The organism is Crossiella sp. CA198, assembly GCF_052078295.1.
Classification (GTDB): domain Bacteria; phylum Actinomycetota; class Actinomycetes; order Mycobacteriales; family Pseudonocardiaceae; genus Crossiella.
Window position 1 is genome coordinate 394,514 of the sequence record NZ_JBQJIM010000005.1, and the last position, 20,777, is coordinate 415,290.

Here is a 20,777-nt window from a genome sequence, read left to right on the forward strand (position 1 = left end):
GGACGGTGCCGCCCGCGGCTGGGGCGGCACCGGCGCCAGGATTATTCGGCGGCAGCCAGTTCCAGCCGGGGGAAGACCGGCTTGGGCTCGGCCACCGTGTCGCCGCCGTCGCCGACCTGCTGGGCGATCCGGGCGGTGGCCGAGGGCAGGAACGGCACCAGGTGCTGGGCCAGTTCGCGAACCGTGGCCACCAGCTCGGCCAGCACCGCGTCCAGCGCGGCAGGCGGGGCGTCGTCCTTCTTCTCCGCCTTGGCCAGCGCCCACGGGGTGGTGGCCTCGACGAAGCGGTTGGCCTCATCGCCGATCCGGCTGATCGACTCGACCGCGCGCCGGAAGTCGAAGTTGGCCAGCGCCTCGTCAATGGTCGGCCCGGCCTCGGCCCGCGCGGCGCGCAGTGCGGCGGCGGCCGGGTTGTCGTCGGCCACCGGCGGGATCGCGCCGTCGCGGTACTTGCGCACCATGGACACCGCGCGGTTGACCAGGTTGCCCATGTTGTTGGCCAGATCCTCATTCGCCCTGGTGACCAGCCGCTCGGCGGTGTAGTCGGTGTCCCCGGCCCTGGCCACGTCACGCAGCATCCACCAGCGCATCGCGTCACTGCCGTAGGCGGCCACGATGTCGGCCGGGTCCTCGGCGTTGCCCAGCGACTTGCTGATCTTCTGGCCGCCCGCGGTCAGGTACTCGTGCACGAAGATCGTCGAGGGCAGCGGCAGCCCGCCGGAGAGCAGCATGGCAGGCCAGTACACCGCGTGGAAGCGGATGATGCCCTTGCCGATCACGTGCACCTGCTCGACGTCCTCGGACCACCAGTGCCGGTAGCCGGCCTCGTCGGTGCCGAAGCCGGGTGCGGTGATGTAGTTGGCCAGCGCGTCGAACCACACGTAGATGACCTGCTCGGGGTCGCCGGGCACCGGAATGCCCCAGCCCCTGGCCCTGGCCATGCTGCGCGAGCAGCTGAAGTCCTCCAGGCCGGAGGAGATGAAGGCCAGCACCTCGCGCTTGCGGTGCGGCGGCTCGACCCGCAGCTTGTCGGTGGAGATCAGCTCGATGAGCTGGTCCTGGTACCGGGAAAGCCGGAAGAACCAGTTGTTCTCCTCGATCTCCTCCGGCACCGTGCCGTGTTCAGGGCACTTGCCGTCGACGAGTTCGGCCTCGGCGTAGAACAGCTCGCAGCCAACGCAGTACAGACCGGTGTAGCTCTTGCGGTAGAAGTCGCCCTGCTTGGCGCACAGCTCCCACAGCTTGTCCACGCCCGGCTTGTGCCGGGGGTCGGAGCTGGTCTTGATGAAGTCGTCGAAGGACAGCTCCAGCGCCTCGCCGAGCTTGAGGAAGTTCTGCGCCACCCGCTCGACGTAGTCGGCCGGGGTGATCCCCTCGACCTCGGCGGCCTGCACGTTCTTCAGCGCGTTGTCATCGGTGCCGGTCTGTGCGCGCACCTCGTCGCCGCGCTGCCGCCGGTGCCGCGCCAGCACATCGGCCTGGATCAGTTCCAGGGCATGGCCGACGTGCGGCTTGCCGTTGACGTACGGAATGGATGTCATGACGTTGTAGCGGCTCATCGCTACCTTCCTGGCCCCGGGCGGATGGTGCCGGCCCGGTGAGGGGCCGCCGGTTGGGGGGCCTCCTCAGCAGTGGTCAGGACATGCGGAGGAGGCCGGAGAACATCATCATCCGGCCGCGCATGGTCATGCTGTCGCACGTCCTCAGCATGGGAGCAGGGTACACCCGGGCCCCGCGCGATTTACCGCTGCGGGGGCCTCCAGACGACCAGCGCGGTCTGCTGGGGGCGGAGCGGGACCAGGTCGCGGCGGTAGGAGGCGTGCACGGCGGCGGCCGCGTGGTCGGCGGCGGCGTGCGCGGCGGCGAGCTGGCGGTGCAGTTCCTCGACCTCGGCGCGCAGGCGCTCGGCCTCGGTGGCGAGTTCGATGATCCGTTTGACGCCTGCCAGGTTGACGCCCTCCTCCTGGGAGAGCCGCTGGACTTCCTTGAGCAGCGCGATGTCCCGCGCGGAGTACCGGCGGCCCCCGCCCGCGGTGCGGCCGGGGGACACCAGGCCAAGCCGGTCGTAGGTGCGCAGGGTTTGCGCGTGCAGTCCGGACAGCTGGGCCGCGACCGAGATCACGAACACCGGGCTGTCCTCGGACGCTCCTGGCGGGAACGGGATCCCGCCGCCCTGCTCACCGAACTGGCTCATGGCTCATCCCGTCCCAACAGTGCGGTCAGCGCCGGTCGTGGGTCGAAATCCGCGGTTGCCGCGGCGTAGGCCTCGAGTGCGGCGCGGGCTTGTTCGTCCACAGTGGACGGAACCGCCACCTGCAGGGTGACCAGCAGGTCGCCGAAGGTGCCGTCCTTGCGGGCAACGCCCTTGCCGCGCACCCGGAGCGTGCGGCCGCTCGTGGTGCCTGCCGGCACCCGTACCGACACCTTGCCCTCCAGCGTGGGCACGGTCAACGTGGTGCCCAGCACCAGTTCCGGGAACGTGCACGGGATGGTGACGGTGATGTCGTCGCCGTTGCGGCCGAACAGCTCGTGCGGGGCCACGTGCACCCGGACGAACAGATCGCCTGCCGGCGCGCCGTTGCGACCGGGTTCGCCCTGGCCCGCCAGCCGGATGCGCTGGCCGTCGTCCACGCCCGCCGGGATCCGCACGGTCAGCGAGCGGGTGCGGGTGCTGACCCCGTCGCCGCCGCACTCCCCGCACGGGTCGTCCACGATCCGGCCGGAGCCTCGGCAGTCGCGGCAGGGCTCGCTGAAGGCGAAGGCGCCCTGGCTGCGGCTGACCACGCCGGCGCCGGCACAGGTGCCACAGGTGCGCGGCGAGGTGCCGGGCCGGGCGCCGTTGCCGCCGCAGGTGCCACAGGTGGCCGGGCTGGACAGGCGCAGCGACACGGTGGCTCCCCGGACGGCCTCGGTGAAGTCGATCCGGACCTCGGTCTCCACGTCCTTGCCGCGCTGCGCCCGGGTGGCCCCGGCGGCCTGACCGCCACGACGGCCGAACAGCCCGCCCAGGATGTCGCCGATCCCGCCGGAACCACCGGCCTGGGCAGTGCTGCTCGCCCCGCCGAAGAGGTCGCCGAAGTCGAAACCGCCGGAACCACCGCCACCGCCGAAGCCGCCGCTTGGCCGGAACCCGCCGGAGCCGAAGAGCCTGCGGGCCTCGTCGTACTGCTTGCGCTTGTCGGTGTCCGACAGCACGCCGTAGGCCTCGGAGACGGACTTGAACCTAGCCTCCGCCTTGGCATCGCCCGGGTTCGCGTCCGGGTGCAGCTCACGGGCGAGCTTGCGGTAGGACCTCTTGATGTCCTCACCCGGCGCGTCGGGAGGGACACCCAGTTCGGCGTAGAAGTCCTTCTCGATCCAGTCCCTCGCACTCATCCGGACGCCCCTCCCTTCCCGCTGGTTGTCATTTACTGCTGGGTGTCTTCGCCCGCGCCGGTCTCCGGTGCGGCGTGCCGCCCGGTGGCCTCCGGCGCTGGGGCCGCCGCGCCTGGCTCGTGGTCGGTGACCCCGACCATGGCCGGGCGCAGCACCCGCTCGCCGAAGCGGAAACCGCGGCGCAGCACCGTGGTGACCGTGGGCCCGGCCACCTCGGGCGAGGTGTCGTGCTGCACGGCCTGGTGCACCGAGGGGTCGAACTCCTCGCCGTGCTGGCCGAATGCCTCCAGGCCCGCCTTCTGCAGGGTGGTGACGACCTTGTCCGCCACCGCCTTGAAGGCGCCGGTCAGATCGCCGTGCTGCTCGGCCCGCTCGAAGTCATCGAGCACCGGCAGCAGTTCGGAGACCACGCCTGCCTTGGCGTTGGCCACCACCAGCTCGCGGTCGCGGTCGACCCGCTTGCGGTAGTTGGCGTACTCGGCCTGCAGGCGTTGCAGGTCAGCGGTGCGTTCCTCAAGCTGCTTCTGCAGCTCCACCAGGGCATCGACATCAACCGGCGCCGCCGGGACGGTGGCGTCAGCGACCGCCTCCGCGGCGGCCAGCTCCTCGCTGGCCGCCGCGGAGCGAACCTCGCCGGTCTCCGGGTCGATGCGACGGCGGTCGCGAACCACCACGCGCTCGGATTCTGGCTGCTGTTCGGTCACTTCTTGGTGCCACCCTTGTTGTCGTCCTCGACGATCTCCGCGTCGACCACGTCATCGGCCTTGGCCTGGCCAGGGGTCTCCGCGCCCGGCGCGCCGGGGGCGGCCTGCTCGTTGCCCTGGTACATCGCCGCGCCCATGGCCTGGGACTCGGTGGAGAGCTTCTCCATCGCGGCCTTGATCGCCGGGATGTCGGTGCCCTTCAGCGCTTCCTTGGACTCGGCGAGCGCGGCGTTGACCTTCTCCTTGACCTCGGCCGGGAGCTTCTCGTCGTTGTCCTTGACGAACTTCTCGGTCTGGTAGACCAGGGTCTCGGCCTGGTTGCGGACCTCGGCCTCCTCGCGGCGCTGCTTGTCCTCGTCCGCGTGCGCCTCGGCGTCCTTCATCATCCGGTCGATCTCGTCCTTGCCAAGGGCGGATCCACCGGTGATCTGCATGCCCTGTTCCTTGCCGGTGGCGAGGTCCTTGGCCGAGACGTGCACGATGCCGTTGGCGTCGATGTCGAAGGTGACCTCGATCTGCGGCACGCCACGCGGGGCGGGCGGCAGGCCGGTCAGCTCGAACATGCCGAGCTTCTTGTTGTACGCGGCGATCTCGCGCTCACCCTGGAACACCTGGATCTGCACCGACGGCTGGTTGTCGTCCGCGGTGGTGAAGATCTCCGAGCGCTTGGTCGGGATCGTGGTGTTGCGCTCGATGAGCTTGGTCATCACGCCGCCCTTGGTCTCAATACCAAGGGAGAGCGGGGTGACATCGAGCAGCAGGACGTCCTTGACCTCGCCCTTGAGCACACCGGCCTGCAGGGCCGCGCCGACCGCGACGACCTCGTCCGGGTTCACGCCCTTGTTCGGCTCGCGACCGCCGGTCAGCTCCTTGACCAGCTCGGCCACCGCGGGCATCCGGGTGGAACCGCCGACCAGCACCACGTGGTCGATCGAGCCGACCGGGATGCCGGCGTCCTTGATCACGTTGTTGAACGGCGCGCGGCAGCGGTCCAGCAGGTCGGAGGTGATCCGCTGGAACTCGGCGCGGGTCAGCGACTCGTCCAGGAACAGCGGGTTCTTGTCCGAGTCCACGGTGATGTAGGGCAGGTTGATGTTCGCGGTGGAGGTGCTGGAGAGTTCGATCTTCGCCTTCTCCGCGGCCTCCCGGATCCGCTGCAACGCCATCTTGTCCTTGGTCAGGTCGATGCCGTTGCTGGACTTGAACTTCTCCACCAGCCAGTCGACGATGCGCTGGTCCCAGTCGTCACCGCCGAGGTGGTTGTCACCGGAGGTGGCGCGGACCTCGACCACACCGTCGCCCAGCTCCAGCAGGGACACGTCGAAGGTGCCGCCGCCGAGGTCGAAGACCAGGATGGTCTGTTCCTTCTCGCCCTTGTCCAGCCCGTAGGCCAGCGCGGCCGAGGTGGGCTCGTTGACGATGCGGAGCACGTTCAGGCCGGCGATCTGCCCGGCCTCCTTGGTGGCCTGCCGCTGCGCGTCCTCGAAGTACGCGGGCACGGTGATCACCGCGTCGGTGATCTCCTCGCCAAGGTAGGCCTCGGCGTCGCGCTTGAGCTTCATCAGCACCCTGGCGCTGATCTCCTGCGCGGTGTAGGCCTTGCCGTCGATCTCGGTCTTCCAGTTGGTGCCGATGTGCCGCTTGACCGACCTGATGGTCCGGTCCACGTTCGTCACTGCCTGGTTCTTGGCGGGCTGACCCACCAGGACCTCGCCGTTCTTGGCGAAGGCGACGATGGACGGCGTCGTCCTCGAGCCCTCCGAGTTGGCGATAACCGTCGGCTCACCGCCCTCGAGGACGGTGACGACGGAGTTGGTCGTCCCCAGGTCGATACCGACCGCTCGCGCCATGAATCTTCCCTCCACTGCTGGTCACGCTGTACGTAGGCGAATCGCGCAAGGTTGCCCTTGAGCGATCCTGGCTCAAGTCTGAGCGTAAGCGTCGCTCCTCGTCAAATGCGAGGTTGAGTCCGCCACACTCAAGCTTCTGACTGCTCCAACGGACGGCGCCGCGGCTTTGTTCCGGCCTCGTTTTTGACTGTGTCCCGTGCCACAGCGGAATGCGGGTCGGGGATGACTTCGCGGGGCTGCTGGCTGCGCTGAAGGCAAGGACAAACCGGGACCAGCCGGGCGGAGCTGGCGCCACCGGGGCGGTGCTGATCACCCGGATGGGTGGCGAATTCCGGGATGACGAGCTGATCGACGCCGCCCGGATCCGGGTGGACGCCTACGGACCGGCCACACCGGCCGAGGGCGCCGCCGGGGACACGGCGCTCGTGCGGCTCGACCGGGCCGGGGAGATCACGGTGGCCGCGCCGTGCGCGAGGACGGTGCGGAGGTGCGGGTGCACGCGGTGCTGGGGACGGCCGTCCGGGCGGTGATGGCCGTCCCCAGCGGGCCGGTCTAGCGACCGACCAGCTCCTGCGCCCACCTGGCGGTGGCCTGGAAGAACTCCGAGGCGTTCGGCGCGTAGTTGAAGGAGTGCCCGTAGTTGGGCAGCACGAAGGTGCGCAGCTGGGCGGCCGGCGAGAAGTTGGGCGCCTCGAACTGCTTGAGCGCCTCCGCCGAGGAGCAGTCGCTGCCCAGCAGACCACCGCAGAACACCTGGTCGTTGCCGCCCATGGCGAGCAGCACCGGCACCTTGATCAGCTTGCTCAGCGGCAGGATGGTGCCGAGCAGGATGCCGTCCACCGCCTCACCCGCGGCCAGGCCGTCCTTGTTCGCCTCGTCCTCGGCGACCGCGGCCTCGACCAGCGGGCCGCCGCGGTGGAAGGCGGTGTAGCGCTGCCCGGCCGCGGTGGTCAGGAAGGTCGGGTCCAGCAGCCGGAACGCCGGTTTGGGGTCCAGCAGCACCGGGGTCAGCGTGGTCAGGGTGGGGATGATGCCGGTCAGGTTCAGCCGGTGCAGCTGGCCGGCGATCAGCACGCCGTCCACGTTCTGGTGCTTGGCCGCCACGATCACCGAGATCGCCGAGCCCAGTGAGTGCCCGCCGAGGATGACCTTGCCGAACCTCGGCCCCAGCGAACCGGACTTCATCGCCTTGACCACGTGGTTGACCGCGTTGGCCTGGGTGAAGGCGGTCAGCAGCACGCTCAGCGGCTTGGAGCTGCGCCCGCTGCCGATCCGGTCCAGCGCCAGCGTGGCGAAGCCCGCCTTGTTCTGCGCCTTGCGGTACGAGCGGGTCTCCGGCGTGTGCGCGATGTCCCAGTAGGAGCTGTTGTAGGTGCCGCCGGGAATCAGCACCTGCACGGTGTTGCTGCCGCCTGCCGGGGTGCACAGCCTGCCGTACATGGTCTGGTCCAGGCTGAGCACGGGCAGGTCGAGCAGGGAAACCGGGATGGACAGATCCCGGCAGGCCGGCTCGGCGGCGCCGGCCGGGATGGGGGCGATCAGCGTGCTCAAACCCAGACAGGCGGCCGTGGCCGCACCGATCCGGCGCCAGAACAAACGCACGGGAAGAACCTCCGAATGGATGATTTGCGAAGCAACTAATGACGTGGAACTGCCGTCATCGGCAGGGCGTTCGGATACGGCGCGTTGGTGAACTTCACCCGCACCGGCCGATCCGGCACCGGAACGAGTCGCCATTGCGCGGCGACCGTGGCGATCGCCGTCAGCAGCTCGGTCAGCGCGAAAGAGTTTCCGATGCACTGCCGCATACCGGCGCCGAACGGGATGTACGCGCCCTCGGGCACCGCGGCCGTCCGTTCGGGCGACCACCGGTCCGGGTCAAACCGATCCGGGTCCGGGAAGGACCGTTCGTCGAAATGCATGGTGTACGGGCTCACGATGACCTCATCGCCCGGTTGCAGGCGCAGCCCGCCGAGGTCGACCTCGCGGTTGGCCCGCCGCATCAGCAGCCACAGCGAGTACATCCGCAGGCCCTCGGTGGCCACCCGCCGGGTGTACTCCAGCCGGGGCAGATCGGCGAAGGTCACCGGGCGGCCGCCCAGCACCTCGTCCAGCTCGGCGTGCAGCCGCGCCTCGACCTCGGGGTTGCGGCCCAGTTCGTGGAAGATCCAGCCCAGCGCGAGCGCGCTGGTCTCGATGCCCGCGGTGAGCAGCGTGATGACCTCGTCGAAGACCTGCTGCTCGGTCATGCCCTCGCCGGTGTCGGCGTCCCTGGCCAGTAGCAGCAGGGACAGCAGATCACCGTGGTCCACGCCGTCCCAGCCGGTGATGACCTGGGTGACCACCTCGCGCATCCGGCTGATCGCGGTGTCGAAGGCCCGGTTGCCGGGGATCGGCAGGCGCTCGACGAAGCTGGGCGAGAGCGAGCGGATGATGCCCTGTTTGACGATCACCGGGATGGACCGGCGGGACTCCTCGATCGCGGGCCCGCCCAGTTCGGTGGCGAACAGCGCGGCGCCGACGATGGTGACCGCCAGGCCCTGCATGTCGGCGTCCACCAGCCGGACCTCGCCCGGCCGCCAGGAGCCGGTCAGCTCGGTGGCCGCCCGGATCATGTTCCCGGCGTAGTGCTCGATCCGCCCCTGGCGGAAGGCGGGCAGGATGAGCTTGCGCTGGCGCCGGTGGAACGCGCCGTCCGACATCGCCAGGCCGTTACCCATGTAAGGCCGGAACTTGTCGAACATGGCGCCTTTTCCGAAACTCGCGCCGTCCGTTACCAGCACGCGATGGACCAGTTCAGGACTTGTGATGAAATAAGCCTGGAGTGGTCCCAGATACAGCTTGACAACGTCGCCGTGGTCGCGGAGTCCTGCGGTGAACCGGAATTTTCTGCGCAGCAAGGCCGGTGTGTGCCCAAGTAACGGCCACTGACCGGGTGCTACCCGGACGGGCATTCGCACTCCTTGCGCCGGGAATGGGGAAGTGGCCACACTAGGGCCCATTCGGCCGCAGGCGACAGTACCCGTCCGAGTGGGGTGTCATCCCATTGGTCGATCACCAACCCAGCCGAGAAATCTCGCTATGCTGGTCACCGCTACGAATCGAGGTGTTTCTCCGTGCCGCAGACGCAGGACTGGGTCCCGCCCGGCGTGGACATCACGACGCCGAGCATCGCCCGGGTCTACGACTATGTGCTCGGTGGCAGCCACAACTTCGCGGTCGACCGCGCCACCGCCGACACGCTCAAGCGCATCGCGCCCGGCCTGCGCCGGGTGGCCAGGCTCAACCGCGCCTTCATGGCCAGGGCGGTCCGGTACCAGATGGCCCAGGGCATCCGGCAGTTCCTGGACCTCGGCTCGGGCATCCCGACCGTGGGCAACGTGCACGAGATCGCGCAGCGGATCGACCCGGCCTGCCGGGTGGTCTACCTGGACCGCGATCCGGTCGCGGTCGCGCACAGCGAGCTGATGCTGGAGCACACGCCTGGCACCGGCGTGGTGCACGCGGACATGCGCGAGTTCGAGCTGGTCCTCAACAGCCCTGCGGTCCGGCAGTTGCTCGACTTCACCCAGCCGGTCGGCCTGCTGTGCATGCTGGTGCTGCACTGGCTGCCGGATGAGTCCAAGCCTGCCGGGCTGATGCGCGAGTACCGCGAGGTGCTCGCGCCCGGCAGCCACCTCGCGCTCACCCACGCCACCCACGACGAGCAGAAGCAGGACCTGGAAGACCTCGGCGACGCCATCCGGATCTCCCGCAGCGCGGACCAGGTCACCCCGCGCTCCTACGAGGAGATCCTGACCATGTTCGGCGACTTCGAGCTGGTCGAGCCGGGGCTGGTCGGCTGCGCCGACTGGCGGGCCGAGGGTCCGGGCGACATCGCCGATCCGTCGAGCAACGAATACACCTACGCCGGCGTCGCCAGGAAGCGCTGAGCGAGCCATGCCGGATCTCAGCCTGCAGAAGAGCCCGGCGCCGCCGCCGGAGGACTGGCGGCGCAAGCGCCGCACCCTCGCGCGCAAATGGGCCTACGTGCTGGCCGAGACCGACTACGTGCCGCTGGTGCACACCGAGTTCGAGGACGAACTGGCCGGGCTGGTGGACACCTTGTGCGCCACGGTGCACAGCGAGCAGGCTGGCAACGCGGCGGCCGAGGCGGCAGGCGCCCGGCTGGTCACGCTGAACTGCGCCAGCCAGCAGTCGCTGGCGCTGACCATGGACATCCTGGGCAAGGGCCTGCTGGCGCTGCCGGAGTTCCGCGGTGGCAAGTCGGCCGAACGCGTGGTGGGCGCGCTCGGCGCGCTGGCCGCCGGTTTCCTCGCGGCCGCGCAGCGGGCCACCCTGGAACAGCAGGAGAGCATGAAACTCTCCCTGCTCAAGGCGGTGCGCGATGCCAAGTGGAACCTGCGTGCGGCCGAGGCCCGGTTCGAGGAGGTCGCCACCTGCTCGGCCAGCGGCATCCTGATCACCGATCTGGACGGCACGCTGCTGCGGGTGAACGGCTCGGTCGGCGCCATCCTCGGGCACACCCCGGCCGAGCTGACCGGCCGCAGCCTGTTCGACCTGGTCCCGCCCGAGCACGCGGCCGCGCTGCGCGAGGACTACGCGGCCCTGCTCAACGGCCGGGTGCAGCGGATCAGGCAGTCCCAGAAGCTGCTGCTGCAGGACGGCGACCACGCGGTGGTCACGCTGACCGCCTCTTTACTGCGCGGCGAGGACGCGGCGCCCAGCCAGTTCGTCACCGTGGTGGAGGACGGCACCGAACTGCGGTTGCTGCAGAGCGAGCTGAGCAGGCAGGCGCTGCACGATGTGCTGACCGGGCTGCCCAACCGCCAGTACTTCGGCACCCACCTGGAATCCGTGCTGCGCCAAGCGGATCCGCGTTACGGCGTCACCCTGTTCCACCTCGGCCTGGACGCCTTCGCGGTGGTCCGCGACGGTCTCGGCGAACACGCGGGCGAGCACCTGCTGGTGATGGTCGCCCAGCGGCTCAAGACGGTGGTGGCCGGGGAGAAGGCCATGGTGGCGCGGATCGACGGGTCCGAGTTCGCGGTGCTGGTGGAGAACTGCTCCAGCACCCCGGCCCCGATGACCATGGTGCACATGATCCGGCGCGAGCTGGCCGAACCGACCTACGTGGACGGGCACGGGCTGGCCGCCTCGGTCAGCATCGGCGTGGTGCACCGGCCGCCGCCGGAGAGCACGCCCGCCGAGCTGCTGCGCGGCGCGCATCTGGCGTTGCGCCGGGCCCGCGGCAACGGACCGGGGCAGTGGGAGCAGCTGCACCCCGAGCAGGACCGGCTGGACCGGGAGCGGGACGCGCTGGCCGCCTCGATGCCGGGCGCGTTCGAGAACGGCGCGGTGGAGCCGAGGTACCGGCCGCTGGTGCGGCTGGCCGACGGCCGGGTGCTCGGGGTGGAGGCGTTGCTGAGCTGGGAGCACCCGGAACTCGGGCCGCTGGCGGACCAGCGGTGCCGGGAGCTGGCCGAGTCGACCGGGCTGATGGCCAACCTGGGCGAGTGGCTGCTGCGCACCGGGTGCCGGCAGACCGGCTGGTGGCGGCAGCGGCTGGGCCGGGACCTGGTGCTCGCGCTGAGCCTGACCCCGCACCAGGCGGCGGACGCGGACCTGGTGACCAGGGTGGTCGGCGTGCTGAAGGAGACCGCGTTCCCGGCGACCAGGCTGCTGGTCGAACTGCCCGCGCCGGTGCTGACCGCGGACCGGGGCGAGGCCAGGGACAACCTGCGCACGCTGGCCGACCTCGGCGTGCGCACCGTGCTCAGCGACTTCGGGCTGGCCGCTGGCGACCTGGCCACGCTGAGCGAACTTCCGGTGAACTCGGTCCGGCTCAACCGTGAACTTCTCGGCCGGGCAGGCGCCGCGGGTCCGGCGGTGACCGATTCGCTGCGGGCGCTGCCCGGCCTGGCGCACCGGGCCGGTGCCACCGAGGTGATCGCGGACGGTGTGTCAACCGCTGAGCAGGCAGAATTCTGGCGCGCGGCCGAAGCCGATCTTGCTGTTGGCGCTCATTTCGGACTGCCGTGCAGGCCAGACGAGCTGGCGGCGGCCTTCGGCAGCCCGGCCTGGCGAGTCAAATCTTCGTAACGAAGTTCGCACCTTTTTTCACAAACCCGGTCCCAAGTAGATGGAACTACAGCTAGCTTCCCTGCGTCACCCCTCCGAGGTAACCCAATCGGGTCATGGTGGGGTCTGGGGAAGGAGCTAGATGAGCAAGGCAAGCCTCCGCCGGAGGGTGGGCGCCGCGGTTTCGGTGGCGGGTGTGCTGGTGCTGGGCACCGCGCTGAGCACGGGCATGGCGCCCGCGCAGCCGACCGAGGTCACCGCGGACGCGGTCGTGCAGTCCATGCCGGCTGAGCTGAAGGAAGCGATCCGTCGCGACCTCGGCAAGGACGCCAAGGAGTACGTGGCGACCGCTCGGGCCGCGGACAAGGCCGCGCTGGCCGGTTCGCGACTGCGCAAGGAGCTGGGCGAGAAGTTCGGCGGCGCGTGGTTCGACAAGAACAGCAAGAAGCTGCACGTCGCGGTCACTGACGCCGCCGTGGCCGCCAAGGTGCGGGCCGCCGGTGGCGAGGTGCACCAGCGTGGGGTCTCCGCCGGCGCGCTCGACCGCGCCGCGGACACCATCACCAACTGGGTCAAGGCCCTGCCCGCCGAGAAGAAGGCCGCGTTCCAGGCCGTCGCGGTGGACACCAAGGACGGCAAGCTGGGCGTGACCCTGTCCAGCTCGGAGGCGGGCAAGGCCCTGGCCGCCGAGCTGCCCAAGGTGAACGTCCAGGTCGAGATCGGCCACAAGCAGGAAGAGCTGCAGGCCGAGAAGGACATCCGCGGTGGCGACGGCTACACCGTCTCCGGCGCGGGCAGCAGCCTGCGGCTCTGCTCCCTCGGCTTCAACACCGTGGACAAGCTCGGCCGTGGCCAGATCATCACCGCAGGCCACTGCTTCGACGGCTTTGACGGCCGCAAGGTCAACGTCGAGATCAAGGGCGCGGGCAACCCGGTCGGCGAGGCCATCGGTCTCGGCGAGAACGTCCGGTTCGACAACGCCCCCGACGGCGACGACTCGGCCACCATCAAGGTGACCAACGGCGGCAACAAGCTGCTGCCCGAGGTCAACCGCTACAACGGCAGCGGCCTGAAGCTGGACGGCGTCACCGACCCGATCCAGGGCCAGGAGATCTGCAAGTCCGGCCGCACCACCGGCTGGCAGTGCGGCAACGTGGTCAACGTCGACGTGCAGGTGCGGATCAGCAACCACCTGCTCTCGCTGTTCCAGCACGACGCCTGCAGCATCCCGGGTGACTCCGGCGGCGCTGTGGTCCTGGGTTCCAAGGCGCTGGGCATCACCTCCGGCGGCGCGGCCAACCCGGGCGACAAGTGCCCCACCGCGGGCCAGCCGAAGGACCGCTCCTACGCCGAGTTCGTCGGCAGGGACATCCTGCCCGACTACAAGGGCGACGCCCAGCTCACCGTGCTGACCAGCAACGGTGACGTGGACGAGGACGGCGTGCTCGACATCGACGAGCTGAACGCCGACATCACCAAGATCAAGGACACCAACAACAACGGGGTCGCCGCCTACCGGGACGCCGACGAGCCGAACCTGTCCGCGCCGAAGCTGACCAGCCCGGCCGACAAGGCCCGGATCACCGAGCGCAAGCCGGTGCTCACCGGCACCGCCAAGCCCAACGCCGCGGTCACCCTGTCCTACAAGGGCCAGACCACGGAGATCAAGGCTGACGCGAGCGGCAAGTGGACGCAGGCCACTGGCGCGGAACTGGCCTACGGCGAGCACGAGGTCGGCCTGAAGCAGAAGGTCGGCGAGCTGACCTCACGCGAGGTCAAGTCCAAGTTCACCATCGTTCCGGCGGCTCCGGTCATCACCGAGCCCAAGGAAGGCGCCAAGAGCGAGAACGCCCGTCCGGTCATCTCCGGCACCGGCACCGCCAAGGCCACCGTCACGGTGACCTCCGGCGAGACCAAGCTGGGCGAGACCACCGTGGGCGCCGACGGCAAGTGGACGCTCACCCCGGCCGCGGACCTGGCCAAGGGCAAGCACACCATTTCCGCCAAGCAGACCATCGACAAGGTGGACTCGGACGCGGACACCGTGGCCTACGAGCTGACCAAGGGTGGCGCGGCCCCGCCGACCACCAGCCCCGCCGGCAACGGTGGCGGTAACGGCGGCCTGGCCAAGACCGGTGTGGACGGCGTGGTGCCGATGCTGATCGGTGGCGCCGTTGCCGTCGCCGGTGGCATCGCGCTGCTGGTGTTCTTCCGCCGCCGCAAGGCTGGCGTGCAGTCCTGAAGTGACTGAGTAAACACCGCGAAACGGGCGGTCGTCCTCCGGGACGGCCGCCCGTTTCTTTGCCATACCGCGACCTTCGTAACGAACCCGGCAGCGACCGGCGGAACTGCCCCTTCGGGCGGCTAGCGTTTGGCCACTCCCGTTGTCATGGGCGGGTTTTGGTGGTGGCGAAGAAGGTGCGGGATGCGCAGGGCGCTTGGGTTGTCCGGAGCCGCCTGCCTGCTCGTGCTGGGTGCGATGCCTGCGCAGGCCGCGCAGCAGCCCGGTGAGCAGGCGCTGCTCGCCGCGCACGCCGAGGCGCTGCCGCCGCAGCTGAAACAGGCGTTGCGCCGCGATCTCGGCCTGGACCCGGTGACCTACCTGGCCAACGGCCGCGCGGCCCGGCAGGCCGCGGCCGCCGCCGACCGGCTGCGCGCCGAACTGGGTTCGGCCTTCGGCGGCGCCTGGTTCGAGTCCGGCAACCGGCGGCTGCGGGTCGCGGTCACCGACGAGGCCGCCGCGGACCGGGTCCGGATCGCCGGCGCGGGCGCGCAGGTGCGGCCGGTCAGCGCCGAGGCCCTTGACCAGGCGGTGGACACGGTGGCCCGCTGGTCGGCCACGCTGCCACCGGCCGAGCGGGCCGCGGTCTACGGCATCACCCCGGACGTGCGCGCCGGGAACCTGCGCCTGCTGCTGGCCGACTCCCCCGCAGGCCGCAGGCTCGCGAACTCCTTGCCCCGCCCCGGGGTGTCACTGCGGGTCGAGCACACCGACCTGCCGCCGCAACCGCCCGCGGTGCGCGCGCAGGGCTGCGGCTACGGCCTCAACGCGCTGGACCGGCTCGGCCGCGCGGTCTCCCTCGGCCCGGCGCACTGCGCCCCGCTGGGCTCGGTGGACAAGTTCACCCTGGCCTCCCTGGACGGCGACGGCCCCGGCGACGACCTGGCCTCGATCCGGATCGCCGACCCGCACGCCACCCCACTGCCCGAGGTGGCCGGACCCGGTGGCGCGCAACGGGTCGAGTCGCTCGCCGCGGCCATCCCCGGCGCCCAGGTGTGCGCGGCGGGCCGGGCGGGCTACTCCTGCGGCACGGTGTTCGCCCCGCGCTCGGTATGGCGGCTCGGCGAGTCCGGCGCGATGGCCTTGCGCGGGTTCGAGGTGCACGGGCTGTGCGTGGACGGCGGCGGCGCGCTGCTGGCCGGTGGCGCGGCCCTGGGCTGGACCTCGGCCGCGCACCTTGGCTCGGCGGCCGGTCGCTGCCGCCCCGCGCCCGGCCCCGGCGGACTGACCACGCTGGCGCTGGGCGAATCGCTGACCGCGGACGTGCTGCCCAGTTTCGGCGGCGAGCTGCGGCTGCTGACCACCGAGGGCGACGCGGACGCCGACGGCGTGCGCGATGTGGACGAACTGGCCCCGGACCGCACCCGGCCGCGCGATGCCAACCGGGACAAGCTGGTGGCCTACCTGGACCCGGACGAGCCTCGGCTGCGCGCGCCTGCCCTGCTGGGCCCGCTGGACGGCAGCCGGGGCACCGAGGCGCTGCCGGAGGTGCACGGCACCGCCCGGCCCGGCGCGCGGGTGAGCGTACGCCTGGACGCCAAACCACCGGTGCTGATCACCGCCGACGGCGAGGGCCGCTGGCGGCTGACCCTGCCGGAGCAGCTGTGCCTCGGCGGGCACCAGGTGGCGCTGAAGCAGAGCGTGGACGGGCAGGAGTCCCCGGAGACTGTCGGCAACTTCACCGTGATGCCGCCGCCACCGGTGATCACCGCGCCCGGCCAGGGCGAGCACGGCGACCTGCCCCGGCCGCAGATCGCGGGCAGCGGCAAGCCCAAGGCGCTGGTGACCCTCTCGGTGGACGGCGTGCCAGCCGGGTCGACCACGGTCGGCGCGGACGGCCAGTGGCGGCTGCGGCCCAGCGCCGATCTCAGGCCCGGCGCGCGCTCGATCACCGCGCGGCAGACGGTGACCAGGGTGGACTCGGCCGAGGCGAGCGTGCGTTACCTGGCCGGCGGCGCGGCCCCGCCCAGCCGGGACGCGGTGGAGACCGGCGCGAACCCCGGGCTGGCCGCCGAACTCAAGGGCGGCGGGCACCCGGTGGCGGTGGCGGTGACCCTGGGCGGCGGGCTGCTCCTGCTCGGCCTGCTGCTCGGGCTGCGCCGGTTCCGGCGGCGGGCCGGCGCGGATTAGCGCGTTGTGCGGCCGATGCCGCCTGTTCGGGGGTACCGTTGGCCGTCTGAACCTGGTGGGAGACAGGGAAGGAAGGCCATGGCGGCGGTCGTGCTCACGCCGATGGAGTTTTTCGTGAGCTGGGAAGACCTCGCACCGGGGGCCCGGCCGCTGGTGCTCGACGTCGTGCCCGATCCGGCCAGCGACGAGGAGGCCGAGCAGATCCGCAGGTCGGCCTGGGTGGGCCTGGCGGACAAGGGCCTGGGCTGGCCCGGTCAGCTCAACTCCTGGTACACGGATCTGCTGCACCAGTTCGCCCGCCCGCGCACCGCCATCGACCTGCGCTTCAACCTGGACCGGGAGCGCTCGCTGCGGGCCATGGTCACCGGCAGCGGCGAGTTCGTGGCCTGCGGCAGCGTGATGGACAACCAGATCCGGATCTCCGAGATCGGCCCCACCACCATGCCCGAGGCCGCGGTGGAGCTGCTGCCCGAGCACCCACCCGGCCACGGCGACTCGATCACCGTGCCCAACGATCTGCTCCAGTACGCCGCGGCCCGCGCAGGCAAGTCCTACGACGCCTTCGCGCACCAGCTGGAGCTGGGCGGCATGCCGGCCGGACCGGCTCGCGCGCTGGCCCAGACGGTCAGCGCGGAACGGCTGCGCGGCGGTCAGTTCGGCGCCACCGGCTGGGACCACTGGGGGGAACGCAACCGCGCTGAGCACGTGGTTTCCGTGGTGGACAACATCGAGGGCCGTTACTCGGTGCGCGCGATCGGTCAGTACACGACGGTCGCCCCGGCGGACACCGAGCGCTTGGTCGAGAATCTGTCCGAACTGCTGATCTCGGTCAACTAGCGCCAACCGGTGCGACACCGGACACGCCAGGTGGTTACTGGTGAGTAATATGGCGTAGTCTCCGGGCGAGGCAGGATACCGACGCCGCTATCACCTGGGAGGACTGCCGAGCATGGGTGCTGTGCATATCGTGTTGGGCCTGATTTCTCTGGCCGCCACCCTCGCCTGGGTCGTGCTGCTCTCCAGGGCCGTGGTCCAGATGGTGCGCACCGTGCGGCTAGGTCAGCCCGACCCGACCCGCAACGGTCCGCTGTTCGGCCGCCTCAAGACCATGCTGACCGAGATCCTCGGGCACACCCGGATGCTCAAGTGGGGTGTGGTCGGCGCGGCGCACTGGTTCGTCATGGTCGGCTTCGGCTCGCTGGTGCTGACCCTGGTGGAGGCGCACGGCGAGGTCTTCGACCCCTCCTTCGAGCTGCCCATCATCGGCGGCTGGTCGCTGTGGGGCCTGTTCGTCGAGCTGATCGGCCTGACCACGGTGATCGGCATCCTGGTGCTGATCGCCATCCGCCAGCGCAACCACCCGCGCCGCGCGGACCGCCAGTCCCGCTTCCAGGGCTCCAACTTCTGGCAGGCCTACTTCGTCGAGGGCGTCATCCTCAGCGTGGGCGTCTGCATCTTCGCCATCCGCGCGTTCAAGGCCTCCAGCGGGCTGTTCCACTACCCGGTCTGGGCCACCCCGATCTCGCACGGCCTTGGCGCCGTCCTGCCCAGCGCGGCGATCATGGTCTCCATCTTCGCGGTGCTGAAGATCTTCATCTCGGCCGCCTGGGCGATCACCATCTCGCGCAACCTGAACATGGGCGTGGCCTGGCACCGGTTCACCGCCTTCTTCAACATCTACTTCAAGCGCGAGGCCGACGGTGGCGTGGCGCTGGGCGCGGCCAAGCCGATGATGAGCGGCGGCAAGCCGCTGGACTTCGAGGAGGCCGACCCGGAGAAGGACGTCTTCGGCGCGGGCAAGGTCGAGGACTTCTCCTGGAAGGGCTGGCTGGACTTCACCACCTGCACCGAGTGCGGGCGCTGCCAGTCCCAGTGCCCAGCCTGGAACACCGGCAAGCCGCTCTCACCCAAGCTGGTGATCACGGCGCTGCGCGACCACGCCTACGCCAAGGCCCCGTACCTGCTGGCCGGTGGCCGCAAGGACATGGGCGGCGACGAGATCGGCATCACCGGCGAGGACGCCGAGGCCCGGCTGGCCAAGATCGACGTGCTGGCACTGGCCGAGTCCGAGCGCCCGCTGATCGGCGGCCCGGACGAGCTGGGCGTGATCGACCCCGAGGTGCTGTGGTCCTGCACCACCTGCGGCGCCTGCGTCGAGCAGTGCCCGGTGGACATCGAGCACGTGGACCACATCGTGGACATGCGCCGGTACCAGGTGCTGATCGAGTCGAACTTCCCGAGCGAGCTGGGCGGGATGTTCAAGAACCTGGAGAACAAGGGCAACCCCTGGGGCCAGAACGCCAAGGACCGGCTGGCCTGGACCGAGGGCCTGGACTTCGAGGTGCCGGTCTTCGACGGCGAGCTGGGCGAGGTCGAGTACCTGTTCTGGGTCGGCTGCGCGGGCGCGTTCGAGGACCGGGCGAAGAAGACCACCCGCGCGGTGGCCGAACTGCTGCACCTGGCTGACGTGAAATACACCGTGCTCGGCCCCGAGGAGACCTGCACCGGCGACCCGGCCCGGCGCGCGGGCAACGAGTTCCTGTTCCAGATGCTGGCCCAGCAGAACGTCGAGGTGCTGAACTCGGTCTTCGAGGGCAGGCCCAAGGGCAAGCGCAAGATCGTGGCCACCTGCGCGCACTGCTTCAACTCGCTGGCCAACGAGTACCCGCAGCTGGGCGGCGAGTTCGAGGTCGTGCACCACACCCAGCTGCTCAACCGCCTGGTCCGGGAACGCCGCCTGGTCCCGGTCGCCCCACTGGCCGAGGACATCACCTACCACGACCCGTGCTACCTGGGCAGGCACAACAAGGTCTACACCCCGCCGCGCGAGCTGATCGGCGCCACCGGGGCGGCCTTCCGCGAGATGCCCCGGCACGGCGACCGGTCCATGTGCTGTGGTGCCGGCGGCGCCCGGATGTGGATGGAGGAGCGGATCGGCAAGCGGATCAACGTCGACCGCGTGGACGAGGCCCTGGCCACCGCCCCCACCAAGATCGCCACCGGCTGCCCGTTCTGCCGGGTGATGCTCACCGACGGCGTCACCCAGCGCCAGAGCGAGGGCCAGGGCGCGGGCGTCGAGGTGATCGACGTGTCCCAGCTGCTGCTCAGCGCGGTCAAGCGAGGCGCGCCCGGGACGGCCGAGCCGGACGCCGTCAAGGAGTGAGCCAGGCTGCCCGGCCAGCGCGCTGGCCGGGCTGCTCGACTACTGAGCTAAGGCTTGCGGCCCACCCACAGGTAGCCGCCGTCGTTGCCCGGGTCCCGGTCGCCGCCGACCTCGGGGCGTTGCCGGAACCGCAGCGGCTCGGTCAGCGGGCGCTCCAGCACCACGGTCAGCGTGAGCGCGCATTCCCGGGCGCCGGGTTCGATCGCATGCACCGAGTTGGCCAGCACGGTCGGGCCGGTGGAGACCACCGTCCAGTCGCCGCTGACCCCGGAGATCCGCACGCCTGCCGGTGGGTACAGCGAGACCGCCACCCGCTGGCCGGTGTCGCCGCGGTTGGCCAGGTGCACGGTGATCTTGAGCGGCTCGCCGACCGCCACGGTCTGTGGGTCGCGGTCGGTGCTGATGCCCAGGGTGCCGTCGTAGCGGGACTCGGCGTAGCCCGCGTCCACCCCGCCTACCGTCTCGCCCGCACGGACCCGCAGTTCACGGGTGGTGTAGCTGCCCCAGGTGAAGGCGTTGTCCCGGCCGGGGCGGGTCAAGGTGAGCTGGGCGGGGCCTGCCACTGAACTGGCCTTGAGCTGGAAGCGTCCGGCCGGCAGGTCCGCCAGGGCGTAGCGACCGTCCGCGGCGGAGACCGCGTACCGGGTGACCGGCTTGACCGAGGAGAGCTGCACCTCGGGCAGTGCGGGTTCGCCCTTGTCCTTGCGGCCGTCCCGGTCGGTGTCCTGCCAGACCATGCCGGTGACGGTGGCGCCGCGGATGCCGAAGTCGGCCGGGCGGATGCCCTCGGCGGAGACCAGCACGAACCGGACCGGGCCGGTGGTGGCCGCGTACTCGGCCCGGTGGTGGCTGACCTTGTACAGCCCGAACCGCAGCGCGGGTGAGGTGTACCGGCCGTCCTCGTCGGTGACCGCCTTGCCTGCCGGGCGCAGCCGCAACACGTCATAGAAGCTCACCTCGGCCTCCCACGCGCCGGGTTCGCCGGGCTGGGCCGCGCCGTCGGCGTTGCGGTCGAACCAGACTCTGCCGGTGACCACGCCGGTCGGGGCGGTGTCCTCGGCTTGGGCGGGCATTCCGGTCAGGGACAGCAGACTCACACCGGCCAGGACCACGGCAGTGCGCCGCAGGTTCATCTGGACTCCCATCGGCCTCGAAGTTGGTTGACATCCAACACACGTGCGATGTTGCCCGTT

At 70.5% G+C, this 20,777-nt stretch carries 15 protein-coding genes; 7 read left to right on the forward strand and 8 right to left on the reverse strand.

The window, feature by feature from the left end; all coding sequences use genetic code 11:
- Positions 1–41: 41 nt before the first annotated feature.
- From metG to dnaK, 5 genes are all read right to left on the reverse strand, one after another.
- Positions 42–1,559 carry a methionine--tRNA ligase gene (metG, locus tag ACTOWY_RS10995; protein ID WP_441309493.1) on the reverse strand — a complete coding sequence of 506 codons (1,518 nt, stop codon included), beginning with the start codon at positions 1,557–1,559 and terminating at the stop codon, positions 42–44.
- A gap of 182 nt (positions 1,560–1,741) precedes the next feature.
- Positions 1,742–2,194, reverse strand: coding sequence for a heat shock protein transcriptional repressor HspR (locus tag ACTOWY_RS11000; protein WP_441309494.1), 453 nt, complete (start codon positions 2,192–2,194; stop codon positions 1,742–1,744).
- Positions 2,191–3,375: a molecular chaperone DnaJ gene (dnaJ, locus tag ACTOWY_RS11005; RefSeq protein WP_441309495.1), complete on the reverse strand. Its 1,185-nt coding sequence runs from the start codon at positions 3,373–3,375 to the stop codon at positions 2,191–2,193. The genes ACTOWY_RS11000 and dnaJ overlap by 4 nt, the downstream gene beginning before the upstream one ends.
- Positions 3,376–3,407: 32 nt before the next feature.
- Positions 3,408–4,049 (reverse strand): nucleotide exchange factor GrpE, encoded by a 642-nt coding sequence (grpE, locus tag ACTOWY_RS11010; protein ID WP_441309496.1) that lies wholly within the window; start codon positions 4,047–4,049, stop codon positions 3,408–3,410.
- A 26-nt stretch (positions 4,050–4,075) separates the two neighbouring features.
- Positions 4,076–5,929, reverse strand: coding sequence for a molecular chaperone DnaK (gene dnaK, locus ACTOWY_RS11015; RefSeq protein WP_441309497.1), 1,854 nt, complete (start codon positions 5,927–5,929; stop codon positions 4,076–4,078).
- A 209-nt stretch (positions 5,930–6,138) separates the two neighbouring features.
- On the opposite strand from dnaK, the gene ACTOWY_RS11020 reads away from it, so the two are divergent.
- The gene (locus ACTOWY_RS11020) at positions 6,139–6,459 is read left to right on the forward strand and encodes a hypothetical protein (protein ID WP_441309498.1); all 321 of its coding nucleotides are present in this window, start codon (positions 6,139–6,141) and stop codon (positions 6,457–6,459) included.
- 22 nt (positions 6,460–6,481) lie between these two features.
- Here ACTOWY_RS11020 and ACTOWY_RS11025 read toward each other — a convergent pair whose 3' ends face one another.
- Together ACTOWY_RS11025 and ACTOWY_RS11030 are read right to left on the reverse strand one after the other, a co-directional pair.
- Positions 6,482–7,531 (reverse strand): alpha/beta hydrolase, encoded by a 1,050-nt coding sequence (locus ACTOWY_RS11025; RefSeq protein ID WP_441309499.1) that lies wholly within the window; start codon positions 7,529–7,531, stop codon positions 6,482–6,484.
- 35 nt (positions 7,532–7,566) lie between these two features.
- A complete protein-coding gene (locus ACTOWY_RS11030) occupies positions 7,567–8,883 on the reverse strand; it encodes a cytochrome P450 (protein WP_441309500.1) in 1,317 nt (438 codons plus the stop codon).
- Positions 8,884–9,045: 162 nt separating this feature from the next.
- Between ACTOWY_RS11030 and ACTOWY_RS11035 the strand changes: the two genes are divergently transcribed.
- The 6 genes from ACTOWY_RS11035 to ACTOWY_RS11060 all read left to right on the forward strand — a co-directional run bounded on the left by ACTOWY_RS11035 (position 9,046) and on the right by ACTOWY_RS11060 (position 19,584).
- Positions 9,046–9,861 (forward strand): SAM-dependent methyltransferase, encoded by an 816-nt coding sequence (locus tag ACTOWY_RS11035; protein WP_441309501.1) that lies wholly within the window; start codon positions 9,046–9,048, stop codon positions 9,859–9,861.
- Between the two features lie 7 nt (positions 9,862–9,868).
- The gene (locus tag ACTOWY_RS11040; protein WP_441309502.1) at positions 9,869–12,031 is read left to right on the forward strand and encodes a putative bifunctional diguanylate cyclase/phosphodiesterase; all 2,163 of its coding nucleotides are present in this window, start codon (positions 9,869–9,871) and stop codon (positions 12,029–12,031) included.
- Positions 12,032–12,152: 121 nt separating this feature from the next.
- Positions 12,153–14,252 (forward strand): Ig-like domain-containing protein, encoded by a 2,100-nt coding sequence (locus ACTOWY_RS11045; RefSeq protein ID WP_441309503.1) that lies wholly within the window; start codon positions 12,153–12,155, stop codon positions 14,250–14,252.
- Positions 14,253–14,435: 183 nt separating this feature from the next.
- Positions 14,436–16,421: a hypothetical protein gene (locus ACTOWY_RS11050; protein WP_441309504.1), complete on the forward strand. Its 1,986-nt coding sequence runs from the start codon at positions 14,436–14,438 to the stop codon at positions 16,419–16,421.
- A 102-nt stretch (positions 16,422–16,523) separates the two neighbouring features.
- Positions 16,524–17,258 carry an ESX secretion-associated protein EspG gene (locus tag ACTOWY_RS11055; protein ID WP_246492863.1) on the forward strand — a complete coding sequence of 245 codons (735 nt, stop codon included), beginning with the start codon at positions 16,524–16,526 and terminating at the stop codon, positions 17,256–17,258.
- A gap of 112 nt (positions 17,259–17,370) precedes the next feature.
- Positions 17,371–19,584: a (Fe-S)-binding protein gene (locus tag ACTOWY_RS11060; protein ID WP_441309505.1), complete on the forward strand. Its 2,214-nt coding sequence runs from the start codon at positions 17,371–17,373 to the stop codon at positions 19,582–19,584.
- A 47-nt stretch (positions 19,585–19,631) separates the two neighbouring features.
- Here the strand turns inward: ACTOWY_RS11060 and ACTOWY_RS11065 are convergent, their stop codons facing one another.
- Positions 19,632–20,717 (reverse strand): SdrD B-like domain-containing protein, encoded by a 1,086-nt coding sequence (locus tag ACTOWY_RS11065; RefSeq protein ID WP_441309506.1) that lies wholly within the window; start codon positions 20,715–20,717, stop codon positions 19,632–19,634.
- Positions 20,718–20,777: the final 60 nt, after the last annotated feature.